The sequence below is a fragment of the Flavobacterium davisii genome (assembly GCF_019565505.1).
Taxonomy (GTDB): Bacteria; Bacteroidota; Bacteroidia; order Flavobacteriales; family Flavobacteriaceae; genus Flavobacterium; species Flavobacterium davisii.
This window is the reverse complement of record NZ_CP067378.1, coordinates 1,345,347-1,364,221: the sequence shown is the minus strand read 5'-3', so window position 1 is coordinate 1,364,221 and position 18,875 is coordinate 1,345,347. Positions and strand designations below refer to the sequence as shown.

General features: G+C 32.6%; 17 protein-coding genes and 3 pseudogenes. 9 read left to right on the top strand and 11 right to left on the bottom strand.

Annotated features, from left to right (window positions below; genetic code table 11):
• Positions 1 to 38: 38 nt before the first annotated feature.
• From JJC05_RS06660 to tssD, 7 genes are all read left to right on the top strand, one after another.
• Positions 39 to 680 (top strand): hypothetical protein, encoded by a 642-nt coding sequence (locus tag JJC05_RS06660; protein ID WP_235878617.1) that lies wholly within the window; start codon positions 39 to 41, stop codon positions 678 to 680.
• 169 nt (positions 681 to 849) lie between these two features.
• Positions 850 to 1,293 carry a hypothetical protein gene (locus JJC05_RS06655; protein ID WP_235878616.1) on the top strand — a complete coding sequence of 148 codons (444 nt, stop codon included), beginning with the start codon at positions 850 to 852 and terminating at the stop codon, positions 1,291 to 1,293.
• Between the two features lie 169 nt (positions 1,294 to 1,462).
• Positions 1,463 to 1,906 (top strand): hypothetical protein, encoded by a 444-nt coding sequence (locus JJC05_RS06650; protein WP_235878616.1) that lies wholly within the window; start codon positions 1,463 to 1,465, stop codon positions 1,904 to 1,906.
• 169 nt (positions 1,907 to 2,075) lie between these two features.
• Entirely contained in the window at positions 2,076 to 2,213 is a 138-nt protein-coding gene (locus JJC05_RS06645; protein ID WP_235878614.1) for a hypothetical protein, read from the top strand.
• A gap of 169 nt (positions 2,214 to 2,382) precedes the next feature.
• On the top strand, positions 2,383 to 3,438 hold the full coding sequence (locus tag JJC05_RS06640) for a hypothetical protein (protein WP_235878612.1): 1,056 nt from the start codon (positions 2,383 to 2,385) through the stop codon (positions 3,436 to 3,438).
• A gap of 169 nt (positions 3,439 to 3,607) precedes the next feature.
• The gene (locus tag JJC05_RS06635) at positions 3,608 to 4,243 is read left to right on the top strand and encodes a T9SS type B sorting domain-containing protein (RefSeq protein ID WP_235878611.1); all 636 of its coding nucleotides are present in this window, start codon (positions 3,608 to 3,610) and stop codon (positions 4,241 to 4,243) included.
• A gap of 626 nt (positions 4,244 to 4,869) precedes the next feature.
• On the top strand, positions 4,870 to 5,256 hold the full coding sequence (gene tssD / locus JJC05_RS06630) for a type VI secretion system tube protein TssD (protein WP_105195469.1): 387 nt from the start codon (positions 4,870 to 4,872) through the stop codon (positions 5,254 to 5,256).
• A 757-nt stretch (positions 5,257 to 6,013) separates the two neighbouring features.
• On the opposite strand, the gene JJC05_RS06625 is transcribed toward tssD, so the two are convergent.
• Positions 6,014 to 6,763 carry a mechanosensitive ion channel family protein gene (locus JJC05_RS06625; protein WP_105195776.1) on the bottom strand — a complete coding sequence of 250 codons (750 nt, stop codon included), beginning with the start codon at positions 6,761 to 6,763 and terminating at the stop codon, positions 6,014 to 6,016.
• Positions 6,764 to 7,377: 614 nt separating this feature from the next.
• Entirely contained in the window at positions 7,378 to 8,271 is an 894-nt protein-coding gene (locus JJC05_RS06620; protein WP_088392085.1) for a NifU family protein, read from the bottom strand.
• A 190-nt stretch (positions 8,272 to 8,461) separates the two neighbouring features.
• Here JJC05_RS06620 and JJC05_RS06615 point away from each other — a divergent pair, with 190 nt between their 5' ends.
• Positions 8,462 to 9,448 carry a PorP/SprF family type IX secretion system membrane protein gene (locus tag JJC05_RS06615; RefSeq protein WP_235878609.1) on the top strand — a complete coding sequence of 329 codons (987 nt, stop codon included), beginning with the start codon at positions 8,462 to 8,464 and terminating at the stop codon, positions 9,446 to 9,448.
• 191 nt (positions 9,449 to 9,639) lie between these two features.
• Entirely contained in the window at positions 9,640 to 10,152 is a 513-nt protein-coding gene (locus JJC05_RS06610; RefSeq protein WP_105195778.1) for a gamma carbonic anhydrase family protein, read from the top strand.
• A 150-nt stretch (positions 10,153 to 10,302) separates the two neighbouring features.
• Here JJC05_RS06610 and murI read toward each other — a convergent pair whose 3' ends face one another.
• From murI to JJC05_RS06570, 9 genes and pseudogenes are all read right to left on the bottom strand, one after another.
• A complete protein-coding gene (murI, locus tag JJC05_RS06605) occupies positions 10,303 to 11,082 on the bottom strand; it encodes a glutamate racemase (RefSeq protein ID WP_105195779.1) in 780 nt (259 codons plus the stop codon).
• Positions 11,083 to 11,165: 83 nt separating this feature from the next.
• A complete protein-coding gene (locus tag JJC05_RS06600) occupies positions 11,166 to 11,654 on the bottom strand; it encodes an OmpH/Skp family outer membrane protein (protein ID WP_235878829.1) in 489 nt (162 codons plus the stop codon).
• Between the two features lie 104 nt (positions 11,655 to 11,758).
• Positions 11,759 to 12,244 carry a hypothetical protein gene (locus JJC05_RS18065; protein ID WP_309597507.1) on the bottom strand — a complete coding sequence of 162 codons (486 nt, stop codon included), beginning with the start codon at positions 12,242 to 12,244 and terminating at the stop codon, positions 11,759 to 11,761.
• A gap of 12 nt (positions 12,245 to 12,256) precedes the next feature.
• Positions 12,257 to 12,612, bottom strand: a pseudogene (locus JJC05_RS18060) (OmpH/Skp family outer membrane protein); the annotation flags it as partial.
• Between the two features lie 164 nt (positions 12,613 to 12,776).
• Positions 12,777 to 15,420: pseudogene (gene bamA / locus JJC05_RS18745) on the bottom strand (outer membrane protein assembly factor BamA).
• Between the two features lie 22 nt (positions 15,421 to 15,442).
• Positions 15,443 to 16,183 (bottom strand): annotated as a pseudogene (gene uppS, locus JJC05_RS18040) (undecaprenyl pyrophosphate synthase).
• On the bottom strand, positions 16,183 to 16,863 hold the full coding sequence (gene porG, locus JJC05_RS06580; protein ID WP_127823530.1) for a type IX secretion system protein PorG: 681 nt from the start codon (positions 16,861 to 16,863) through the stop codon (positions 16,183 to 16,185). The pseudogene uppS and the gene porG overlap by 1 nt, the downstream one beginning before the upstream one ends.
• Before the next feature lie 323 nt (positions 16,864 to 17,186).
• On the bottom strand, positions 17,187 to 18,071 hold the full coding sequence (locus JJC05_RS06575) for an NAD kinase (protein ID WP_088392103.1): 885 nt from the start codon (positions 18,069 to 18,071) through the stop codon (positions 17,187 to 17,189).
• A 64-nt stretch (positions 18,072 to 18,135) separates the two neighbouring features.
• Positions 18,136 to 18,795 carry a CBS domain-containing protein gene (locus JJC05_RS06570; protein ID WP_105195784.1) on the bottom strand — a complete coding sequence of 220 codons (660 nt, stop codon included), beginning with the start codon at positions 18,793 to 18,795 and terminating at the stop codon, positions 18,136 to 18,138.
• Positions 18,796 to 18,875 lie beyond the last annotated feature (80 nt).

The window sequence follows — 18,875 nt, the reverse complement described above, 5'->3', positions numbered from 1 at the left end:
CGGCTCCTCTGACTGCCAATGATACACTTAACGGAGCATTGGTAACAGTAGGAACGGCTCCCGGTAATGTTCAAATTACGGCAAGTACAGTTCCTATAGGCTCTGGGCTAATTGTAAATCCAAACGGAACAGTATCTATACCAGCTAACACCCCTGCTGGAACATACACCGTTAACTACACCATTTGTGAAGTTAACAACCCTAAAAACTGTAGCAATGTTAATTCAGATGTAGTAGTGGGTACTCCTCAAATTATAGCGATAACAGAAACAACAACCCCTATAAACGGTCTATCAGGAGGCACAACGGCTCCTCTGACTGCCAATGATACACTTAACGGAGCATTGGTAACAGTAGGAACGGCTCTCGGTAATGTTCAAATTACGGCAAGTACAGTTCCTATAGGCTCTGGGCTAATTGTAAATCCAAACGGAACAGTATCTATACCAGCTAACACCCCTGCTGGAACATACACCGTTAACTACACCATTTGTGAAGTTAACAACCCTAAAAACTGTAGCAATGTTAATTCAGATGTAGTAGTGGGTACTCCTCAAATTATAGCGATAACAGAAACAACAACCCCTATAAACGGTCTATCAGGAGGCACAACGGCTCCTCTGACTGCCAATGATACACTTAACGGAGCATTGGTAACAGTAGGAACGGCTCCTCGGTAATGTTCAAATTACGGCAAGTACAGTTCCTATAGGCTCTGGGCTAATTGTAAATCCAAACGGAACAGTATCTATACCAGCTAACACCCCTGCTGGAACATACACCGTTAACTACACCATTTGTGAAGTTAACAACCCTAAAAACTGTAGCAATGTTAATTCAGATGTAGTAGTGGGTACTCCTCAAATTATAGCGATAACAGAAACAACAACCCCTATAAACGGTCTATCTGGAGGCACAACGGCTCCTCTGACTGCCAATGATACACTTAACGGAGCATTGGTAACAGTAGGAACGGCTCCCGGTAATGTTCAAATTACGGCAAGTACAGTTCCTATAGGCTCTGGGCTAATCGTAAATCCAAACGGAACAGTATCTATACCAGCTAACACCCCTGCTGGAACATACACCGTTAACTACACCATTTGTGAAGTTAACAACCCTAAAAACTGTAGCAATGTTAATTCAGATGTAGTAGTGGGTACTCCTCAAATTATAGCGATAACAGAAACAACAACCCCTATAAACGGTCTATCTGGAGGCACAACGGCTCCTCTGACTGCCAATGATACACTTAACGGAGCATTGGTAACAGTAGGAACGGCTCCTCGGTAATGTTCAAATTACGGCAAGTACAGTTCCTATAGGCTCTGGGCTAATCGTAAATCCAAACGGAACAGTATCTATACCAGCTAACACCCCTGCTGGAACATACACCGTTAACTACACCATTTGTGAAGTTAACAACCCTAAAAACTGTAGCAATGTTAATTCAGATGTAGTAGTGGGTACTCCTCAAATTATAGCGATAACAGAAACAACAACCCCTATAAACGGTCTATCAGGAGGCACAACGGCTCCTCTGACTGCCAATGATACACTTAACGGAGCATTGGTAACAGTAGGAACGGCTCCCGGTAATGTTCAAATTACGGCAAGTACAGTTCCTATAGGCTCTGGGCTAATTGTAAATCCAAACGGAACAGTATCTATACCAGCTAACACCCCTGCTGGAACATACACCGTTAACTACACCATTTGTGAAGTTAACAACCCTAAAAACTGTAGCAATGTTAATTCAGATGTAGTAGTGGGTACTCCTCAAATTATAGCGATAACAGAAACAACAACCCCTATAAACGGTCTATCAGGAGGCACAACGGCTCCTCTGACTGCCAATGATACACTTAACGGAGCATTGGTAACAGTAGGAACGGCTCCTCGGTAATGTTCAAATTACGGCAAGTACAGTTCCTATAGGCTCTGGGCTAATTGTAAATCCAAACGGAACAGTATCTATACCAGCTAACACCCCTGCTGGAACATACACCGTTAACTACACCATTTGTGAAGTTAACAACCCTAAAAACTGTAGCAATGTTAATTCAGATGTAGTAGTGGGTACTCCTCAAATTATAGCGATAACAGAAACAACAACCCCTATAAACGGTCTATCAGGAGGCACAACGGCTCCTCTGACTGCCAATGATACACTTAACGGAGCATTGGTAACAGTAGGAACGGCTCCTCGGTAATGTTCAAATTACGGCAAGTACAGTTCCTATAGGCTCTGGGCTAATTGTAAATCCAAACGGAACAGTATCTATACCAGCTAACACCCCTGCTGGAACATACACCGTTAACTACACCATTTGTGAAGTTAACAACCCTAAAAACTGTAGCAATGTTAATTCAGATGTAGTAGTGGGTACTCCTCAAATTATAGCGATAACAGAAACAACAACCCCTATAAACGGTCTATCAGGAGGCACAACGGCTCCTCTGACTGCCAATGATACACTTAACGGAGCATTGGTAACAGTAGGAACGGCTCCCGGTAATGTTCAAATTACGGCAAGTACAGTTCCTATAGGCTCTGGGCTAATTGTAAATCCAAACGGAACAGTATCTATACCAGCTAACACCCCTGCTGGAACATACACCGTTAACTACACCATTTGTGAAGTTAACAACCCTAAAAACTGTAGCAATGTTAATTCAGATGTAGTAGTGGGTACTCCTCAAATTATAGCGATAACAGAAACAACAACCCCTATAAACGGTCTATCAGGAGGCACAACGGCTCCTCTGACTGCCAATGATACACTTAACGGAGCATTGGTAACAGTAGGAACGGCTCCCGGTAATGTTCAAATTACGGCAAGTACAGTTCCTATAGGCTCTGGGCTAATCGTAAATCCAAACGGAACAGTATCTATACCAGCTAACACCCCTGCTGGAACATACACCGTTAACTACACCATTTGTGAAGTTAACAACCCTAAAAACTGTAGCAATGTTAATTCAGATGTAGTAGTGGGTACTCCTCAAATTATAGCGATAACAGAAACAACAACCCCTATAAACGGTCTATCAGGAGGCACAACGGCTCCTCTGACTGCCAATGATACACTTAACGGAGCATTGGTAACAGTAGGAACGGCTCTCGGTAATGTTCAAATTACGGCAAGTACAGTTCCTATAGGCTCTGGGCTAATTGTAAATCCAAACGGAACAGTATCTATACCAGCTAACACCCCTGCTGGAACATACACCGTTAACTACACCATTTGTGAAGTTAACAACCCTAAAAACTGTAGCAATGTTAATTCAGATGTAGTAGTGGGTACTCCTCAAATTATAGCGATAACAGAAACAACAACCCCTATAAACGGTCTATCAGGAGGCACAACGGCTCCTCTGACTGCCAATGATACACTTAACGGAGCATTGGTAACAGTAGGAACGGCTCCTCGGTAATGTTCAAATTACGGCAAGTACAGTTCCTATAGGCTCTGGGCTAATCGTAAATCCAAACGGAACAGTATCTATACCAGCTAACACCCCTGCTGGAACATACACCGTTAACTACACCATTTGTGAAGTTAACAACCCTAAAAACTGTAGCAATGTTAATTCAGATGTAGTAGTGGGTACTCCTACTATTAATGCCCAAAACGACATCTTTTCTTCTCAAAACGGTAGCCAAGGAGAGACATTAGGAAATATATTTACAAATAATGGAAATGGATCCGATTTAGCTGACGGAAATCAAGCTAATTTAAATAACATAACATTAACAACAACTGCTTGGACAGGTCAAAAAAATCCATACATTGATTTAAATGGTAACGTAATAGTCCCTTCTGGAACACCTTCTGGAACTTATATTATACCTTATAAAATTTGTTTGTTAACACCATTTAACACTATTTGTGATACTGCTACAGTAACGGTAAAAGTTGATCCATCGAACAATGAAGAGTTTGTTATTTACAACCACATGACTCCTAATGGAGATGGAGATAACGATGTATTCTTTATAGACGGAGTAGATAAGTTTCCTAATAATTCTGTAGAAGTTTACAACCGTTGGGGAGTATTAGTATATCAGGTAAAAAGTTATAACAATAACGATCGAGCATTCCGAGGCATATCATCGGGAAGAGTTACAATTGAAAAGTCAGAACAATTGCCAGAAGGAACATATTATTATATTTTTAAATATGAAAATAAGAGTGGTGTAACCAAAGAAAAAGCAGGTTATTTATATATCAATAGATAGTGAATTAATATTCCTCCGTTTAAGACGGAGGATATTTTAACCCAAAAATCATGTATTAGAAATAAATAAGGACTTTGAATCTAAAGAAGTGTCTTTTTTCGGCTTAATTGAGTTATTTTAAAAATTGATAATCTTGTCATTTATAAAATAGAAGCAAAATCACATACCTTAAACAATGAATTTCTCCCTTGATTCGAAGTAACAAACTACAACTGGATTACGCTTTTGTTCCCTATCTACAAGATTTTTTTGTTCCCTTTTTGTCTTTTCATCTCGCGTATGAAGTCTAATACCAAATTCTAGTTAAAAAAACACTAGTAACCACAACTCCTTTTTATTATTTACCAATACATTTTTCTTTTTTTTATTCAAAAAAACAAAGTGAAGTTATTTTTTTAACAAAACATTTGTTTTTTCTTGAAAAATACAGTATATTTGACTTAGTTGTATTTCCATAAATGGTTATTATTATTAAAAAATAAATATACGATGATACCACACAAACAAAACAATTTACCTACATACTTACAAAAACCTAACACCCCCCCAATCATTCCTTATATTATTTTTAGGTATCTACATCCCTTGTATTTTGTATTTTTTATTTTTTTTAAATCTTTATAAATATGTCATTTAAATCTAAACTAGTAGTAGCAGGAAAAGAGTACACCGTATTAAACGTAAATTACGGGTTATTTCAAGAAACAGACGCAACAGGTAGACCTTCTACCGTAACAAGAGGAGGTAAAATTGAGTTAACTATTGAAGGAACAGCAGACACTTCGTTCTTTGAGTGGATGACCAACTCTTTTGAAAGAAAAGACGGTAGTGTAAAATTCTTTAAAAGAGATAGCGATGCTGTTTTAAAAGAATTAAAATTCTCAGAAGCTTATGTTGTAAAATTCAGAGAAAACTTCGACTCAACTGGGGTAAACCCATTAACCGAAACCTTTACTATTTCAGCTAAAAAAATTGAATTAGGATCAGGCGCTTACCAAAACGAATGGGTATAACAACACCTAAGAGGCTGTCCTAAAAGGTCACAATCTTATCATTTCGATTAAAGGAAAACCAAGAGTTTTGCCCAAATAGGAGAAGCAAATCACATATTACTGTGACTTCTCCTATGGTCGAAGTGACAACTAAAGATTGATTTTTCACTTTTCAGACAGCCTCTTTTTCAACCCAGATTCCGCATTAGACTTCGTTGTGAAACAAAAATTTTCAATAAATTCAAGTGCTCACGGAAAATTTTAGAAGAAGAAATAGTGAACTATTTTGATGATTAAAATTTGAGTACGTGCTTGAATTTGAAGAAAAATAAAGTGGAATAGATTTACTTCGTCTATTCGCTACGCTCGGGTCTAATGCGTAATCTTGGTTAAATTCTCAAAGAAAAGTTATAACTTATTTTGTTATCCCGATAGAAAAAGGAGGTAGATAAAGTACGCAGCGTTATCCTTATCAAAAATGACGCATTATAGTTTGATTTAGATTATGGGATTCCTCCTTATGTCAGAGTAAAAAACTAAACGATGATTTTTTAACTCAGATTCCACATTTGACTTTGAAGAAAATAAAGTGGAATAAATTTCTAATGCGGAATCTGGGGTTAAATTTAGAATCAAGGAGGTTTTTAATCCTCGGATAGGATATATTTTATTTTTCAACTTGCCTAAAGAACTTTTATAATGAAAATTCTTCGACTTGATAGTGATAAACTAAATATTGAGTGATTTTTTAAAATATTTTTCGGATTCACTACAACAGTTAATTATAAAGTGAATTCAATAGATCTGATTTTACTGCTACACCATCACTGTTTTGTGTCCAAGCACGAATTAAAAGGCTAAATGTTTCGAGTTCTATATTTGCTATAAAAATTTCAGGTTTAGGATCTTTCAAGATTAAGGGATGATTTTGAGCTAATGTTTCTAATTTTGATTGTGTATTTTTAATATTCTGATCTATAGGGAAAATAAAAGTGAAATCATTTCTAGAGGTGTTTTTTTGAGAATGATTTTTTATTTTACCATTTGAAAGCATTCCATTGGGAATGTAAACTACTTGATTATTTCCAGTTATTAATTTAGTAGAAAAAATATGAATGTCTTCTACTTTACCTATTTCTCCTTGTACTTCTATCTTATCTCCCACCTTAAAAGGCTTAAATAAAATAATTAAAATGCCTCCTGAAAAATTAGAAAGAGATCCCTGTAAAGATAAACCTACAGCTAATCCTGCTGCTCCTAAAATGGCAACAAAAGAAGAAGTTTCGACACCTAACTTAGAAATCACGGCTATAAAAACCAATCCTCTTATAGTCCAATAAATCAAATCTTCTAAAAATTCAACAAGTGTAATTTCTATGTTACGGCTAATTAGAATTTTTTTGGTTGTTTTTGTAATAAACTTAGAAAGCCATATTCCGACAATAAATATTAAGCCAGCCGTTAATATGTTAACAGAATAAGTAATAACATATTCTTTTACCGTTTCTAAAGTATCTATATTAATCATTTTAATAAATGTTTGAAGATTAACTTATTTTGTTTGTAAAAATAGAAAAACAGAATAACTGTTTTTCGAAAAAATTCAACTCCAAATTTATAGTAGGATAAACTAAAATAAAAAATAGTTTTATTGCAGATAAAAATAATTTAGAATCTAAAAAAGAGATGTTGTTTGTTTTTTATTCCAGTATAATTATAGCTACAGTAAAAATCTCATATATTTTATCTTTATTATAAAGTATACTCCTTAAATTGGAGTTTAAGCGGTTATTTATATGTAAGAGTTTTTATATAATTTTATAAAGATATACTATCTCTATTGTGATTTTTTTATTGTAAATATTTGAAAATTACAAGACAAAAAAGGTGTCTTAAAAGGGCACAATCTTGTTATTTCGATCATAGGGGAACCCGATAGCTTTGCTCGAATAGGTGAAAAAATCACATGGTACTAATAATGCGACTTCTCCTGTCGTTCAAATGATCGATTATACGTTTAATTTTGACTTTTGAGACACCTTCTTGTTTTTCATGTTTTCCTTAGAATTAAATTTAGGGTAAAATTTTTATTTATATCAGTACTATATGCAATGTATGCCATTTTTAATAGTTTATCAGAGTTTAGCCATTAAGAGCTTCAACAGTTATTTCTGAATCATGAAGCATTTCTTTTAACATATTTTCAATGCCATTCTTTAAAGTAAAAGTAGAAGAAGGACAACCACTACAAGCTCCTTGAAGAATTACTTTTACTTTTTTGTCTCCCTCAGTATAAGAATCAAATAAAATATTTCCTCCATCAGAAGCTACCGCAGGTTTTATATATTCTTCAATAATATTGATTATTTTTTGAGAAGTAGTATCTAAATTATCAAAATCCGCTATTTGTTGTTTTTCTTGTTTCTGTGAAATTGTAATTTTAGTTTCATCTACCGCTATTTTTCCATTTTCTATAAATTCTTTTATAAAAGTTCGCAATTCGTTTGTTATGTCTTGCCATTCACTTACAGCATATTTTGTAACCGATACATAGTTTTCATCAATAAAAACTTCCTTTACATAAGGAAAACTAAACAACGCTTTAGCAAGTGGTGAAGCTATTGTTTCATCTATGTTTTTGCATTCTACGATTTGTTTAGTTAGCATTCTACTTGCAACAAATTTCATTACAGTAGGATTAGGCGTGCTTTCAGCATAAACAGTTACGGCAATCTTTTTAATTTCTTTTTCAATAATGACAGGGCCTCCCGCATTTACATAATTTTCGAGTTGTTCTGCTACATCATGCTTAACATCATCCCATTCTACTATGCTAAATTTTTCTATAGCAATAAAATTTCCTGAAATATATACCGTTTTTACAAAAGGCAAATAGAATAGTTGTTTAGCTAAAGGTGAATCGGTACATTCGTCTACATTTTTGAACTCAAAACTTTGATTAGGGCAAATAAAATAAGAAAATTCAAATTTTAAGATAGAAGGATTCGTAGTTTCTTTTATAGTAATTAATTTCATGTGTATAAAGTGTAATTTATTCTCCAACTAAGAGAAATTTTGATATGCAAATTTACTAAAGAAGTTTAGCATAATAGAAAGGGATTGCTGAAAGTTATAAGAAATTTAACGAAAATATCGATTTGTATTACATTGCCTTCTTCAATACTCTAAAATAGTTTAACTTTGAAGTTTATATTCAAAAATAAATATGAAGTACTTATTACTTGTTTTGACATTCATGAGTTTGTCTTTGTATAGTCAGGTGGATATACCTGTATATTCCGATTATTTAACGGATAACTATTATCTTATACATCCATCAATGGCTGGAGCCGCCAATTGTGCAAAAATTAGAGCTACAGGAAGACAGCAATGGTTTGGAAATGATAAAGCACCTGCTTTGCAAACTTTGAGTGTTAATGGAAGTGTGGATGAAGAAGCAAAATCAGGTGTTGGACTTATTTTGTTTAATGATCGTAATGGCAATCATTCAAATAGAGGACTGAAAGCTACTTACGCTCATCATATCCGATTTTCTAGGAATGATATAGATTTAAATCGTTTATCTTTTGGTGTGAATGTTGGGGTTAATCAGTTGCAGTTAGATGAAACGGAATTTGGGACTACTTTTGACCCTATTATTGGAGGAGGAGTACAAAGTGCAAGCTATTATAATATTGATTTTGGGGCTTCTTATAATTTTCTTGATTTTTATATACATGCAACTGTAAAAAATGCCGTTTTTAAAAGTAGAAATATTTATACTGATGTTGAATCCAGTAATTTGAGAAAATATGTTTTTAATTCAGGGTATGTATTGGGTAATCGCGATCGTATATTATACGAACCTTCCATTATGTTTCAGTTTACTGAACTGACTAAAGAAAGAATCGTAGACCTAAATATTAAAGCGTATAAAAATATGAATTTTGGTAAGCTTTGGGCAGGGCTGTCTTATAGAAATAGTTTTGATGGTACGCAGTATATAAAAAATGAAGCTGTAGAAAAACAACGTTTACAATATGTTACGCCTATTGTAGGAACTAATTATAAAAAGTTTATGTTAGCTTATACTTATAGCTATATCATAGGCGATGCGAAATTTGATAAAGGCGGTTTTCATCAGTTAACTTTAGGTTTTGATTTTGGATGTAAACGTGAAAAATTCGATTGCAATTGTCCTTCTGTAAATTAATATAGGGATGTTTTAAAAGGGAATAAAGCTATTTTTAATTTTGTTTGTTGTTTTGTTTTAGTCAATAAAAAATAAACTTAAAAGAAGAGATTTTGTAAATGATATCAAATGATGTGATTATGATATTTTTCTTTAGCGTAACAAACTAAATATCGATGTTTCCTTTTAGCCTCCCTTTTTTGTATATAAATATGTTAGTAAAAACAGTTAATGGTAAAATGCCTTTAATTCCTGAAGATTGTTATGTTGCAGAAAATGCTACGATTGTAGGTGATGTAATTTTTGGAAAAGAATGTAGTGTATGGTTTAATGCTGTAGTTAGAGGAGACGTACACTCTATTCGAATTGGAAATAAAGTAAATATTCAAGATGGAGCAGTAATACACTGTACTTATTTGAAACATCCTACAGAAATTGGAAATAATGTTTCAATTGGTCATAAAGCTATTGTGCATGGTTGTACAATAAAAGATAATGTGTTAATAGGTATGGGAGCTATTGTTATGGATGGTTGTGTTGTTGAAAGTAATTCAATTGTAGCAGCGGGTTCTGTAGTAACACAAAACACAGTTGTTGAATCAGGAACAATTTATGCAGGAATTCCTGCTAAAAAAGTAAAAGATATGAATCAGAGTGATTTTGCAGGTGAAATAGAACGCATTTCTAATAATTATGTTATGTATTCAAGTTGGTTTAAAGAATAAACCAAAAACTATATTTTACTTTGGAAATTTATAACAATAGAAGACTTCTTATTTCAACAATGTAGTAAAACGAAGTTTGTGGTAAAAAAGAGGATGTGTTTTTTATCTTCTTTTACTTTGTTCACCACAAAGTTTATTGCTTAAATGCTACTAAAAGTCTAATTCTAAAACATTTGTATTAAAACCAATAATTGATTTTAAAACACGGGCATCACTATTTGAATAGAAAATAGTGGTGCTCTTTTTGTTTTGGTTATTGATTATTTGATATTGTTCTAAAATAGATTTTGTTTGTTTGGCAACAGCTAATCCTGAATCAATAATTTTGATAGAATCGGGGATTATTTTTTTTATTTCTGGAATTAAATAAGGATAATGACTACATCCTAGTACTAAATAGTCTATTCCTGCCTCAATCATTGGGGTTAAATAAGAAGTTAGTAGTTTTTTCATTTCTTTAGATTGAATTTTACCATCTTCTATGAGTTCAACTAAGCCGTGTCCTACTTGTTCCATGATTCTAATATTGGTATAATTTTCTAATTGACGATTAAAGAGTTCACTATTTAAAGTGCCTTTTGTAGCTAAAATACCAATGGTTTTGGTTTCACTAAGGGTTGCTGCGGGTTTTATGGCAGGTTCAATGCCGATAAAAGGAATATCATATTTAGATCGCATTTCTTTTATAGCATTAGTGGTAGCGGTATTACAAGCCACTATAATTAGTTTACATTTTTTTTGTAGTAAAAAATCAACGTTCTTAAAGCAGAGGTTAATGATTTCTTCTTTTGTTTTTTTGCCATAAGGAGCATTTTTGCTATCAGCAAGATAAATGGTATTTTCATTAGGTAATAAAGAATGTACTTCTTTCCATATTGAAGTGCCACCGATTCCTGAATCAAAAAGTCCTATAGGGTTTGTATTACTCATAAAAACAAAAATAAAAAAAAACTGCCTTGAAGAAAATGACAAGACAGTTTTTTAAAAAAAAATATTTTGATAAAATTAGAATTTTAATTCTTTTTCACATCTTCAAATAAGTTTGGCCCGTCTGCTAATATTAAAGCTGAAGAATCCATTACATATTGGAAACCTTTAGCACGAGCTACTTTTATTACAGCAGCTTTTGCTTTTTCCATGATAGGCTTTACGATTTCAGTTTCTTTGTCAGAAATTTGTTTTTGAGCGTTATCGCGATACTGTTGGATTCTTTGTCCCATATCTTGCATTTCTTTAGCTCTTTTTTCGTTTTCAGCATCACCAGCAGTTTGAGCTTCGCTTTCGTATTTTTTCATTTTAGTTTGGTATTCTGTTACCATTTTTGAATACTCAGCATCTAAACTTTTACTTAAAGTTTCTAATTGTGCTTTAGCAGTCGTCATTTCGGGCATTTTTGAAAGTAATTGCTGAACGTCAATATGAGCTGTTTTTGATTGCGCATTCATTTCGCTCATTCCCAAAAACATTACAGTCGCAATTAATAAAGATTTCAATTGTTTCATCATCTAAGTATTTAGTATAGTTAAAAATTAATTAGTACTCTTTTTTTCTTCTTGAGCTTTGCGTTGCGCTTCTTTATCTTCAAGAATTTTTTTCCTTTTTTCTTCTAAAGCTTTTTTCTTTCTTCAAGCGTTTTTTTGTTTTTTTCTATTAACTCTTGTCTTGCGGCTTCACGTATAATTCGTGTAGAGTCTTGACTTGTTTTTTTGTCTTCTCTCTTGTTGAAATTAACGGATTGCGTATTTACTGTGTTATTCTGAGAACTATTGTTCTTTGATGAATCAATAGTTATGCCAGTTTTTTTGGCTTCCTGTTCTTCTAACTGTTTTTTTCTTTTTTCTTCGTAATCTCTACGTTTTTTTTCAGTTTCAGAACGTCTAGCTTCTAATATTTGTTCACGACGTGACTTTTTTTCATCGAGTATCTTTTTGCGTTCTGCTAGATTTGTGTTTTCAGCAATTTCATCTTCTTTTGCCTCTTTTTCTTCTAGTGCTTTTTGTTGCTTTTTGTTTAGTTCCTCTCTTTTTTCAGCTCGGGTTATAATTCTAACGACTAAGTCACTTATATCAAATCTTTTTGCTGAAAAAAGCATTGTTAATTGAGCAGAAGATTTATCAAAGATATAATCGTATTGTTTTTTTTCGGCTAAATCTTGAACAGCATTAAAAACTTGATCTTGTACGGGTTTTAAGATTGCTTCTTTTTGTAAAGCTAAATCACCTCTTGAACCAAAACGTTTTTGTTGGTAGTCTAGTAATTGATTTTCCTGAAATTTAATTTCTTCTTCTCTTTCTTTAATTAACTCCTTTGTTAGTAAAGCACTTTCGCTTTTTAATGTTTCCTTTAGTTTGTTAATTGCATTTTTTTAGTTTCGATATCCTGTTTCCATTTTTGAGCTTTTTCTTCTAATTGAGAAGAAGCTTCCTTATAATCAGGTGTGTTTTCTAGGATATATTCCATGTCTATATAACCAATCTTGATACCTGCTTTGTTTTGAGCTTTTATATTGGTTATGGTAATTAAGCCTAATAATAAGAAGAATCTTTTCATATTTTTTAAAGTTTTGACAAGCTATATAATCTTAATATGCTTGGCGTTATATGATCATATAACGCCAAATATAATTAAAATTGTTGTCCTATGATAAAATGTGTTTGCCATCCTGATTTAGGACCGCCTTGGATTTATGGGGTCAAAACCATGAGCAAAATCGATTCCTAAAAGTCCAAAGGCTGGCATGAAAACTCTTAGACCGACACCGGCAGAACGTTTTATAGCAAAAGGATTATACGATTTGAAACCTTCAAAAGCAGCTCCTCCCTCTACAAAAGCCATCATATATATAGACGCTGTTTGTTTTAGGGTAATAGGATAACGTAATTCTAGTGAAAACTTATTAAATGCAGTACCTCCTATTTGTTGACCTGCTCTTTCTCCTTGTGTAATAGTAGGGGTTAATGAGTTATTAGGATAACCTCTTAATTGGATTGTTTCTCTACCATCCATAGCAAAGTTAGCCAAACCATCGCCGCCTAAATAAAAACGTTCAAAAGGGACTAAGCCTCGTTTATTATTGTAAGCTCCCATGAAACCAAATTCACCCAATGTACGAAGTGTTAGTTTTTCATATACTTTAGAAAACCATTCTGCTTTTACTTTAATCTTGTAATATTCAAGCCAGTTAAATTTTTGTTGATCTACTTTAGAAGGATCAGCAGAAGCTTCTTCGATAGAATTAGCTTTGGTTAATACGCCGTTGTTGTTAATTAATGGATCTCCTGCGTTATATGTTTCAGATGAATTACTCGCATATAATTTGTTCTCAGGTAAATTTCCTAAGTTTTGATAATCTACTCCGTTAAAATAAGAATAAGGAGGAGTGAGTTTAGCTGTTATACTAAATTCAGAACCGTACGTAGGAAATATAGGATTTACCCCTTTATTATTACGAGTTAAGCCAATAGTGTAAGAAAGATTTCTAGAAGTACCATTACCGAATGTAAATAAACCTATGTTGTAATTGTTTAGGTCATAATGTTGGTAACTAACAGCTTGAGAAAGGACAAAATAATCATCTGGAAATTGTAGTCTTTTTGCAATACCTACAGTAGCTGTAAAGATGTTGAAATTTCTGGATCTATCAACTCTATTATTAACAAAATTGTTTGAAAATTGTTTACTGTATGATAATGAACCAGAAAATTGAACAGGCTTTTTACCTCCAAACCATGGTTCCGCAAATGAAAAACTATAAGTTTGAAAATATGAACTAGCTTGTAGACGTAAAGATAATTTCTGTCCATCTCCCATAGGAAGAGGTTTATAAGCACTTTTCTTAAAAATGTTGCTTATAGCAAAGTTATTAAATGATAAACCTAAAGTACCGATAAAGCCACCGCCTCCGTAACCTCCTTGTAGTTCGATTTGACTGGCTCCTTTTTCCGCAACATGGTATTTAATGTCTACAGTACCACCTGCTGGATCTACATTTTCAAAATCTGGTTTTATGGCCTCTGCATCAAAAAAGCCTAACTGACCAATTTCTCGGATAGTACGAACTAAATTTTCTTTGCTATAAACCTCTCCTCGGTTTTGTTCTTAATTCACGGTATATTACTTTGTCGTTTGTTTTGTCATTACCCACAACAGATATTTTGTTAAAATATGCTAAAGGACCTTCAACGATTCTAATGTCTAGATCTATTTGATTGTTATCTGTTTTAACTTCTACAGGATTGATGTTTGAAAATAAGTAACCATTATTTTGGTATAAATTGGTAATGTCTTCTCCGTCAGGTTGTGTTTTATCTGCAATTCTTTTGTCTAGTAGGACACTGTTGTATACATCTCCTTTACTAATTCCTAGATATTTTGATAAAACTTGATCACTGTATACGGTATTTCCTGTGAAATTAATGTTTCCGAAGTAGTATTTTTTTCCTTCTTCTAGGTTAATTTTAATTTTTACCTTATTGTTTTTAGAATCATATACAACAGTATCTGATTTTATTCGCGCATCACGATAACCGTTTTCTTTGTATTTATCAATTAATAAACTCAAGTCATTTTTGTATTTATCCTTTTTGAATTTCATGGATTTAAGCTTTAAGAAATTCATAAAGCTTAAATGACGAGTGTCTTTCATTGAACGAAGTAAAATTCCTTTTTTTAATTCATTATTACCAATTAACTCAATATCTTTTATTCTTACTTTTTTTCCTCGGTCTACATTTATTACCATATTTACGTGGTTTATAGTAGTTGTATCTTCAGGAGTACTTATGTTTACCTTTGTGTTGAAATAGCCTTCTTTTTTGTATTTATTTTCAATATAGTATTTTGTTGTTGTTAAAAGGTTTTCATTTACAATTTTTTCGCTAGTAAGACCATTGTCTTTAATTAAAGATTCTTGCGCGCTTTTTTTAACTCCAACAATTTTAACATTGTTAAGTTTAGGTAATTCGTTTAGATTTAGTTCTAGTGAAATGCTGTCACCTTCTATTTTATCTACATAAAAATTAACATTATTGTATAATCCTAACTTCCATAATTTTTTTATGGAGTTACTGATTTCCTCTCTGGTACGGTTAAGGTTTGCCCTTTTGTTAAACCTGCAAACGTAACAATTGTTTGTTCGTTGTAGGTAACTTTTCCTGTTACATTTACCTTTTTGAGTACATAAGATTTACCATTTTCAATAGTTAATCTTTCCTGTGCTTGTACGTTCATAGTAACGCTTGTAAATACAAGCAAAATTAGAAGCTTCATGCAGCTTTTAACGGGTGTAAAATTATTTAACTTGCTCACTTGTTTTTCCAAATCTACGTTCTCTTTTTGATAGCTAATGAGGGCTTCATATAAATCTTGTTCACTAAAATCAGGCCATAAAACATCAGTAAAGTAAAATTCTGCATAGGCTATTTGCCAAAGTAAAAAATTACTAATTCTATGTTCGCCACTTGTTCGTATGACTAAATCTACTTCTGGTAAATCATGTGTGTAAAGATGATTATTAAAAATTGATTCGTCAATATTTTCAATTGAAATTATATTATTTTTAACTTTATCGGATATTTTTTTAACAGCATTTAAGATTTCTTCACGAGAGCCATAACTTAAGGCTAAAGTGAGTGTCATTTGGGTATTGTTTTTGGTTTTTTCAATTACTTCTAATAATTCTTTTTGTACATTCTTAGGAAGTGAATCTAAATTACCTATACTGTTTAATTTGATGTTGTTTTTGATGAACGTATCCAATTCTTTCCTTAAAGAAGAGATTAGTATTTTCATTAAGGTTTCCACTTCTAATTTTGGACGATTCCAATTTTCAGTAGAAAAAGTGTAAAGAGTTAGGTTTTTTATTCCTAATTTAACACAAGTTTCTATTGTTACACGTACAGATTTTGTGCCATTCTCATGCCCAAAAACGCGTAACATGCCTTTTTGTTTTGCCCAACGACCGTTTCCGTCCATAATAATGGCAAGATGTTGGGGTAGATTGTCTCGGTTTATTTTTTTCTATTAAATTCATTAATTTCTACAGTAACAAGGATTTTGTCCGAAAGTATAGGTTAGAGTTGCTCCAGTAAAATTGTACCAATCATTACTGTTTGTATTCCCAAAAGAAAGATGTAAAGCATTGTCTTTTGGTGAACTACCGTCTAAATCATCTATAAAAGAGTAATTAAAACGGGTTTCTAATCCTAAGATAATTTTATTGGTTAATTTCATTTTTATACCCACTGTCATAGGAATTGAAAAAGCCCAAGAGTTTTGTTTAGAAATAGCCGTATTATTTTTAAAATACAAATTTTGATAGTTAAAATAATTTAGACCAGAATGAATATAAGGCGTAATGATAAAACCGTTCTCGTGTAGATTGAAGTCGAAAAAATTAAATTCTAAACCAGCAGATAATTCGGTTATTTTATTCTGAAAAGAGTAGTTTCGTTCTTTTCTTGCAATATTATCGGAATTAAAATCATTACCACTAATAGTACTACTCATAGCAGAAAAACGCCAAGCATGTCTTTTGCTCTTGTTCCACTTATAAATCAGTCCAAAGGCAGGGTCCTTGGGGGATATGAAGTATGTACTTCCAATATCACCAATATAGTTACTACCTCCTCCCAATACACCGATTTCGTGTAATTGAGCGTGGTTCTGACTAAAAGCCAAAAGAAATAGGAGAATGTGTGTTAACTTTTTCATTTTTATAATAGGTTGCAAATATAGTAATTATGAACACTCTACAAAGTGAATTGTCGATTTGTTAGTTTTAATTTGTAAACATGTTTATTCTTAAACGAAAAAGTTGGTTAGCTAGTATTTTATATTTTAACTTAAATTCTGTGTTAGACTTGAACGAAGTAAATTGGCGAAATCAATCTATTCTACTTTATTTTTTAAATTTAAACATTTACTTCAATCTTGATCATCAAAATAGTTGACTCTTTCTTCCTTTAAAAATTTTTCGTGAGATCGGATTTTTTTGAAAACTTTGTTTTATGAGGAAGTCAGTGCGGAATATGGGGTTAATTTCTTCTATCTTCTCCAAACAATAGTTTTTTTCGTAGTGTTTTTAAAAAAGTTTCTTCTGTGATTTCTACCATTTTAATTTTAAAAGGCGTTTTTTTTAGGGTTAATATACTTTCATTTTTAACGGAATTAATTCTTGAATCTAACGAAACTAAATAGTTTTCTTCTCTTCCTGTTACTTTTAATTTTAAGATTGTAGAGTCCGGTATGACCATTGGTCTCGCATTTAAATTGTGAGGGGCAATTGGTGTAATGACAAAGCTTTCTGTTTCAGGGGCTAAAATAGGACCTCCACAGCTTAAAGAATAACCTGTAGAACCAGTGGGAGTAGATATAATTAATCCATCAGCCCAATATGATGTTAAATATTCGTCATTAAGGTATGTTTCTATGGTTATCATAGAAGTAGTGTCTTTACGACTTACTGTAATTTCGTTCATCGCAAAATTTATATCTTCTAAAGTACTCAATTCAGGCGAACAAGTTACACTAATAAGTGTTCTTTCTGAAATAGTGTATTTTTTTTCTAGTACAAGTGTTAGGAATTTTTCAATATTTTCTTGTTGAACATTGGCTAAAAAACCTAGTCTGCCCGCATTTATTCCTAAAATAGGAATTCCAGAATCTCTAACGAATGTAGCTGCTCTAAGAAAAGTTCCGTCTCCTCCTACACTTAATACCATTTGATAAGAAGCATCTAAATCAGCATGTGTTTTAAAAGTTTTTACAGAATTTATGATAATTTGATTTTCTTGAAGAATTTTTAAAAAATTAGCTTCAATAGTAAAGGCTATCGCGTTTGCTTTTAGAAAATGGATTAACCTTTCTATTATGGGAGCAGTTGTGTTTTGGTAATATTGACCGTAGATGGCTACTTTCATGGTTTGTTACTATTGCGGTGAAATGACATTAATATTTGTATATTAGAAAATAGAGAATGAGTTTTTACATGTTTAGGTATTTGTCTAAATAGTCTGAACGTTCTTTTAGTATTTTTAAATGTTCATCTTCTTGATGTTCAGATATGATTTCGTAATCATAACGGCGGAACGTTTGAATAATTTGATTAAGGCTTCCTTCTCCTAATTTTAATGTAATTTGAATTTTTTCTGTGTCAGAATTAGAAATGAAAAGACCTAGTAATTTACCATTGTTGCCTTCTACTATTTGGGTAATTTGACTAAAGGAATAATCATTTATCCCTTTTTCTATAATTATAATGCCACCTAATTCGCGTAGGAAAGGGGTTTCGTTAAAAATGTGTATCACATCCTCTAATTCGTAATACCCTATGTATTGATTGTTTAAGTCTAGTACAGGTATGATGTTGGTCTCATTTTTAGCAAAATCATCTAATACATCTAATAATACAGAATTACTCCTAGTAAAGAAAGTTTCAAAAGTATAGCGATATTCTGCTAGACTTTTGCTAAAATCAAAACCGTTTACATCTTCTGCTGCTACATTGCCAACAAAAATACCATTTTCGGTTATAGGAAAATGTGAAAAAGGATAATCAGTAAAAAAATCTTGCGCAGTTGCAACCTCCTCATTAATATCTAACGGAGAAAAGTCTTGATTGATATAATCTATAAGTGTATTCATGAATTAAGAATATCGTTTAAACATGTTTTTGAGTTATTATTTAATTGCAAAATAATTAAAAAAATGTATAAGACCCGTGG